5 protein-coding genes are annotated in these 7,211 nt (G+C 62.7%); 4 read left to right on the forward strand and 1 reads right to left on the reverse strand.

The window, feature by feature from the left end; genetic code table 11:
* On the reverse strand, nucleotides 1-1,775 hold a 1,775-nt coding region (locus A3764_RS22415; protein ID WP_067952122.1), incomplete at its 3' end, for an ABC transporter ATP-binding protein.
* 313 nt (nucleotides 1,776-2,088) lie between these two features.
* Between A3764_RS22415 and A3764_RS22420 the strand changes: the two genes are divergently transcribed.
* From A3764_RS22420 to A3764_RS22435, 4 genes are all read left to right on the forward strand, one after another.
* The gene (locus A3764_RS22420; RefSeq protein WP_067920883.1) at nucleotides 2,089-3,813 is read left to right on the forward strand and encodes a peptide ABC transporter substrate-binding protein; all 1,725 of its coding nucleotides are present in this window, start codon (nucleotides 2,089-2,091) and stop codon (nucleotides 3,811-3,813) included.
* A 111-nt stretch (nucleotides 3,814-3,924) separates the two neighbouring features.
* Nucleotides 3,925-4,962, forward strand: coding sequence for an ABC transporter permease (locus A3764_RS22425; protein ID WP_067920884.1), 1,038 nt, complete (start codon nucleotides 3,925-3,927; stop codon nucleotides 4,960-4,962).
* On the forward strand, nucleotides 4,955-5,953 hold the full coding sequence (locus A3764_RS22430) for an ABC transporter permease (protein WP_067920885.1): 999 nt from the start codon (nucleotides 4,955-4,957) through the stop codon (nucleotides 5,951-5,953). The genes A3764_RS22425 and A3764_RS22430 overlap by 8 nt, the downstream gene beginning before the upstream one ends.
* Nucleotides 5,954-6,163: 210 nt before the next feature.
* A partial coding sequence (locus A3764_RS22435) for a YeeE/YedE family protein (protein ID WP_067952123.1) occupies nucleotides 6,164-7,211 on the forward strand: 1,048 nt, incomplete at its 3' end.

Consider the following 7,211-nt stretch of genomic DNA (forward strand, 5'->3'; position numbering starts at 1 on the left):
GAAGGTTCGGGTTCGTAGTCGACGGGGTGGATGGGCGACGGGATGGGTTTGAAGTTCAGGTCCTTTTCCGCCTTGCGCTGGCGCGGATCGGCGATGGGAACGGCTTTCATCAGCGCCTGTGTATAGGGGTGCTGCGGGTTTTCGAACACCCGCTGGCGCGACCCGAGTTCGACGATCCGACCGAGGTACATGACGCCGACCTGATGGCTGACCCGTTCCACCACCGCCATGTCATGGCTGATGAACAGGAATGACAGCCCCATTTCCAGTTGCAGTTCCATCATCAGGTTCAGCACCTGCGCCTGAACGCTGACATCGAGCGCCGAGACCGCTTCATCCGCGATGATGAGCTTGGGGTTGAGCGCCAGCGCCCGCGCGATGGCCACCCGCTGGCGCTGACCGCCCGAGAGTTCATGCGGAAAGCGGCGCATGAAGCTGCGGGGCAGTTCCACCCGGTCGAAGAGCATTTCCACCCTGTCGGTCACGGCCTTGCCCTTGAGCGTGCCGAAATTGTGGATCGGTTCGGCCACCTGATCCGCCAGTTGCATCTGTGGATTGAGCGAGGCGAAGGGATCCTGAAAGATCATCTGCATGTCCAGCCGCGCGGTGCGCAACTGGCTGTGGTTCAGCGCCATGATGTCCGTACCGCCGAGATTGATCTCGCCCGATTGCGGCTCCACCAGCCGCAGGATCGACCGGCCCGCCGTGGATTTTCCGCAGCCGGATTCCCCCACGAGGCTGAGCGTGCGGCCCTTGTTGATGGTAAAGGACAGATCCTCCACCGCGTGAACATTGGCCACGGTGCGGCGCAGAAAGCCCCCCGTTACGGGAAACCGGGTGGTGAGATTGCTGACCTTCAGCAGAACATCGTCCGTTCCCTTGATGGGCACGATTTCCTTGTCCTGCGTGCCCAGGAGCTTCATCGGCTCCGGATAGGGTTTCCCGGTCATCTCGCCCAGCTTGGGCACGGCGGCCAGAAGCGCCTTGGTATAGGGATGCTGGGGGTTCTCGAAGATTTCCTCGACCGGCCCCTCTTCGACCTTGTTGCCGCGGAACATGACGACGACGCGGTCGGCCATTTGCGCCACCACGGCCATGTCGTGTGTGATGAACATGACGGCGGTGCCGGTTTCGCGCTTGAGCCGGTCCATCAGGGCGAGAATTTCGGCCTGAATGGTCACATCGAGCGCCGTCGTGGGCTCGTCCGCGATCAGCAGGCGCGGCTCGCACGCCAGCGCCATGGCGATGACAACGCGCTGGCGCATGCCGCCCGAAAGTTCATGGGGATATTGCTTCAGCCGGCGCTCCGGCTCGGGGATACGGACCTGTCGCAGCAGTTCCAGCGCGCGGGCCTCGGCCTGCGAGCGGGACATGTTCCGGTGCAGGCGCAGCCCTTCGGTCAACTGTTTGCCGACCGTGAAAACCGGGTTCAGCGCCGTCATCGGTTCCTGAAAGATCATACCGATTTCATTGCCGCGAATGTGGCGCATCTGGTCCTGCGGTGCATTGGCCAGATCGATGGTAGCGTGATCCTTGCGGTCGAACATCAGTTCGCCGCCGGCGATCTCTCCGCCGCCAAATTCCACCAGCCGCATCAGCGACAGAGAGGATACGGATTTGCCGGAACCGGATTCACCGACGACGCAAACCGTCTCTCCGGGGTGGATGTCGAAGCTGACATTCTCGACCCCGACGACCGGGCCATCCTTGGTCTGGAACTCGACCCTGAGGCCCTTGATCTGGGCAATCGGATCCGATGTGGGCTGGTCGAGCATCCTGTTCGCGCCTCGCTGTTCGCTGTCTCGGGCAGACGCTACGGCCAAGGCCGGGGCAGTGTCAAACACCCGCAGAGCGTGAGGCGCCATCAGAACAGCGGTTTTCGCAAAACCGCCGGAGGAGGCTTGCAATTCCGGTGAAACATGTTTCGATACCGCTCATGCGTTCAGGGGAGAAATGGACGAAAACCGATGAAAATCGCGCATGAATTTGCGGTTCGGTGATCCCTCTCATCCTTTGGGCGACAAAGACCTGCGGGGTCTGCCCCGCAACAAAAACGTGGCACCAAACGTGTCCAACAAGGAGTGAAATATGCGAATGAAAACATTATTGCTGGGGGCCGCCGCGTCCGTGGCGCTGGCCCCGGCGGCCTTCGCGGATGCCCATACGGGCGAACGCGGTCGTGACGGAGAGGTCAAGATCATCTACTGGCAAGCGCCTTCGATTCTGAACCCCTACCTTTCGGGGGGTACCAAGGACATCGAATCAGCATCGCTTGTGATCGAACCCCTGGGTCGCTACGACGAGACCGGCGCGCTGGTGCCCTACCTCGCCGCCGAGATTCCCACCGTCGAGAACGGCGGCGTGAGCGAAGACCTCAAGTCCATCACCTGGAAGCTGAAAGAGGGCCTCGTCTGGTCCGACGGCACGCCGGTCACCTCCGCTGATGTCGTCTTCACCGCCGATTATTGCATGCACCCCGAAGGCGGCTGCGCACAGGGCGCGAAGTTCGACGGCGTCGCATCGGTCGAAGCGGTCGATGACCTGACCGTCAAGGTCACCTTCAACGAAGCGCAGCCCAACCCCTACGGGCCCTTCATGGGCGGCCAGTCCCCCATCATCCAGAAGGCCCAGTTCGAGGAGTGCATGGGTGCCAAGGCGCCCGAGTGCACCGAGGCCAACTTCAACCCGATCGGCACCGGCCCCTTCAAGGTGGTGGAATTCCGTCCCAATGACGTGATCACCATGGAAGCCAACGAAAACTTCCGTGAAGAAGGCAAGCCCGCCTTTGCCAAGCTGACCTTCAAGGGCGGCGGCGATGCGACGGCAGCGGGCCGCGCCGTCATGGAAACGGGCGAATTTGACTACGCCTGGAACATGCAGCTTGCGCCCGACGTGTTGGCCAAGATGGCTGAAGGCGGCAAGGGCACGCCCATTTCCGCGTTCGGTACACTGGTTGAGCGGCTGGAGATGAACCTGACCGATCCCTCCCCCGACCTGCCGGAAGGCGAGCGTGCGACGGTCGCACATCCCCACCCGATCCTGTCGGACGAAAAAGTGCGCCGTGCACTTTCCATGGCCATTGACCGCGAACTGCTGGTCGAAGTCGGCTATGGTCAGGCGGGTCGCGCGACCTGCAACCTCGTACCCGCGCCGGCGAACTATGCGTCCGACAATACCGAGTGCCTGACGCAGGACCTCGAAGGCGCCAAGGCGCTTCTGGAAGAAGCGGGCTGGACCGATACCGACGGTGACGGCATCCGTGAAAAGGACGGCATGGAACTGAGCCTGCTGTACCAGACCTCCACCAACGCCGTGCGTCAGGATTTCCAGGCGCTGATCAAGGATTGGTGGAACCAGATCGGTGTGGAAGTCGAACTGCGCAACCTCGACGCGTCGGTCTTCTTCGGCGGTGACCCCGGTTCGCCCGACACCTTCCAGAAGTTCTACGCGGACGTGGAAATGTACGCCAACAACTTCGACGGCACCGACCCGCAGGCCTATCTGGCGGCCTATCGCTGCGGCAATGAGCCGAAGCCGTCCAGCCAGTGGCAGGGCGAGAACATCAACCGCTTCTGCGACGAAGAGTATGACGCGCTGCTTGATGAACTGGCCAAGACCGGCGAGCTGGAGAAGCGCGGCGAGATCGCCAAGAAGCTGAACGACATGCTGACCAAGGAATCGATGACCATCGTACCGCTGGTTGACCGTGGCCGTGTTTCCGCAGCCTCCAACACGCTGGGTGGCGTTGTCCTGAACACTTGGGACTCCGAGCTCTGGAACGTGGCTGACTGGTATCGCAAGAAAGAAGAGTAACGCAGCCTCTGCGTGAAAGCCCTGCCCCGCTTGCGCGGGGCGGGCATTCGTTTACGCTCCGATGCGTCCCCTCCCCCAAGACCCGAAGACTGACCTGCAAAGGCGCCGCGCATGCTGACTTTCACCATCCGACGACTTGTTCTGTCGATTCCGACGCTTTTGTTCATCAGCCTAGTGATCTTCCTGCTGCTGCAACTCGCCCCCGGCGATCCCATGGCGCAGGTCCCGCTGACCGTCCCGCCGGAAGTGAAACAGAAAATGCGCGAGGCACTGGGCCTCGGGCAGCCGATCTACGTGCAATACTGGAAATGGTTGGTCCAGTTCTTCTGGATCGAGCCGCAGGTCTTCATCGACTGGCTGACCAACAGCAGCGCGTGGTTTTCATGGCTGCCCGATACCGCCCTGGCCGAGGGCAAGCAGCGCGTGATCTCATGGCAGACGCGCTCCCCCGTGATGGACATCGTGATGCAGCGGATGCCGCAGACGCTCTGGGTTGTCGGTCTGGCCTATATCGTGGGCATCCTGATCGCCATTCCCATCGGGATCTATTCGGCCTACCGGCATTATTCGATCTTCGATCAGGCGGGTACTTTCGTCACCATGGTGGGCTTTTCGATCCCGCCCTTCTTCACCGGCCCGCTGCTGATCGTGATCTTTTCGGTCTATCTGGGCTGGCTGCCGTCGATCTATGACACCACGCATGTCGTCCGCGACTGGGCCAGCTTCAAGGTGCAGTTCCAGCAGATGATTATGCCCGTGATGGTGCTGGCACTGCAGACCACCGCGCAGATCAGCCGCTACATGCGCGGCGCCATGCTGGACAACCTCAATCAGGATTACGTGCGCACGGCCCGCGCCAAGGGGCTGAAGGAAAGCGTCGTGGTCATGGTGCACGTGCTGCGCAACTCGATGATCCCCGTCGTCACCGTCATCGCACTGGGAATGCCCGCCATCTTCGGCGGGGCCATCATCACCGAGAACGTCTTCAAGGTGAACGGCATCGGACAGCTGCTGCTGACGGCGCTCTTTGCCAATGATATCCCGATGGTGATGACGCTGACCTTCATCTTCGCGATCCTGATCGTGCTCTTCAACCTCATCGCCGATGTGCTCTACGGCCTGCTCGACCCGAGGATCCGCTATGACTGAACAGGCCGTCCCCGCCAGCCCCATAGAGGCCGATATCGAAACCTTCGGCGCGCTTCAGGACAAGGAGCCGCCCAAGCCGCCGCGCAGCCAATGGCGCGATGTCTGGGACCAGTTCCGCCAGCACAAGGGCGCGCTCTTCGGCGGCTTTTTCCTGCTGTTCATCACGCTGGGGGTCATTTTCGGCCCCCTGCTCTGGGACGTGGACCCCAAGAAGCTGGACATCCGCAATAAGGACTGGCGCCCCATCTACACGTTGCTTTGGGACTCTTCCGCGAAGGCCGGTTGGCTGCACCCCATGGGGACGGACAACCTTGGCCGGGACATCATGGCCCAGTTGATCTATGGCGGGCGGGTGTCCATGGCCGTGGGCTGGACGGCCATGGGGCTGGCGCTGATCATCGGCACCGCCATCGGTGTGGTGTCTGGATATTTCAAGAAGCTCGACTTCTGGCTGATGCGGTTCACCGACCTTGTCCTGTCGCTGCCGATCCTGCCACTGCTGCTGGTCGCGGTGACGCTGTTCCGCCAGCCGCTGCGCGCCAACTTTGGGCCGGAGGGGGGCATGTTCATCCTCATCGTCGGCGTCATCGGACTGACATCGTGGATGCAGACCGCGCGGATCGTGCGCGGCGATATCCTGGCCCTGAAGGAGCGGGAGTTCATTTTGGCAGCGCGCAGTATCGGAACGCGGCCCGGTAAGATCATCCGCCGTCACCTTCTGCCCAACGTAATCTCGCCTATCATGGTGTCCGCCACGCTGGGTCTCGCCACTGCGATCATCACGGAAAGCGCGCTCAGCTTTCTTGGCGTGGGCTTTCCGTCCGATTTCCCGACTTGGGGCAAGCTGTTGTCGGACGCGGTGCCGCGGATGCAGGAATTCCCCGAGCGCGTGCTGCTGCCGGGCATCGCCATCTCGCTCACCGTGCTGAGCGTCAATTACCTGGGCGACGGTCTGCGGGACGCACTCGACCCGCGCATCCGGGGGCGTTGAGGCGAAAAGAACAGTGTTCCGAAAGCAGTGGCAGCGGGTGGACCTTACCCCTACCGTGTCATAGCTTCCGGAACATTATCGCGCCGCCAAGGCTGTTAGGCGGAACCCTGTCCGGGCACCCGGGGTTGTAGATCCATCATAATGTCTTGATGCACAATTTCTGGCGCTGCAGATCATGGGCATCCTCTGGTCCGACCCGAAAGCCGCATCATGTACGAATCCCTCGGTATCGAATTTCTGGACGCGCGTCAGGCGTCTGTCGTCCTTGCCCTGATACTGGGCCTGACCTTCGGCTTTCTGGGGCAGCGCACCCGTTTCTGTTTCCGCCGCGCGCTCGTGGGGGAGGACCGGCGCCAGGCCGCGGCGATCTGGGTAACCGCGCTGGCGGTTGCGATCCTCGGCACGCAGGCCACCGTCGCGGCGGGATGGATCTCTTTCGACGATCACCGCTTCATGGTTTCCCAGATGCCCGCGATGGCCATCATCGCGGGCGGTCTGGCCTTCGGAGCCGGAATGATCCTGACCCGGGGCTGCATTTCGCGGCTCACGGTGCTGACCGGCACCGGCAACCTGCGGGCGCTTATGGTCATCCTCATCTTCGCCGTTGTGGCCCACGCCACGCTCAAGGGCGTGCTGGCGCCGATGCGCGTTGCGCTGGGGTCCGTCACGGTGGACATGGGTGCCGCCACCAGCATCGGCAACCTGCCCGGCGGCGCGCTGGTCTGGGCAGCGGTCATGGCCGCGCCCTTGCTGGCCTATGCTGCGTTCTCTGGCACCCCTGCGCGCCATTTGATCATGGCGGGAGGCATCGGCCTTCTGGTCCCGATTGCATGGGTCGGCACGGGCTATCTGCTCTATGATGATTTCGACCCGATCGTGATGGAAAGCCTTTCCACCACCTCCGCCTCTTCCGAAGCGCTGTTCTTCGCCATTGCCAGCAGTTCGATCCCGGCGGGCTTCGGCACCGGCTTCATGGGGGGCATCGTGCTTGGCGCTCTCGTGGGTACGCTCATCTTCGGCGGCTTCACCTGGCAGACCTTCACCTCCCCCGGGCAGACGGGCCGCTACATGGCGGGCGGCGTGTTGATGGGGGCCGGGGGCGTTCTGGCGGGCGGCTGCACGCTGGGCGCGGGGCTTTCGGGCGTGCCGACGCTGTCGGTCGCGGCGCTTCTGGCCATCACCTCCATCGGAGTGGGCGGGGTGCTGACGCAGGCGCTGCTCAGCCGAGCCGGCTCCGCAGGCGCCGCAGCATCAGCCA

It is taken from the genome of Sulfitobacter sp. HI0129 (assembly GCF_001635395.1).
Taxonomy (GTDB): Bacteria; Pseudomonadota; Alphaproteobacteria; order Rhodobacterales; family Rhodobacteraceae; genus Sulfitobacter.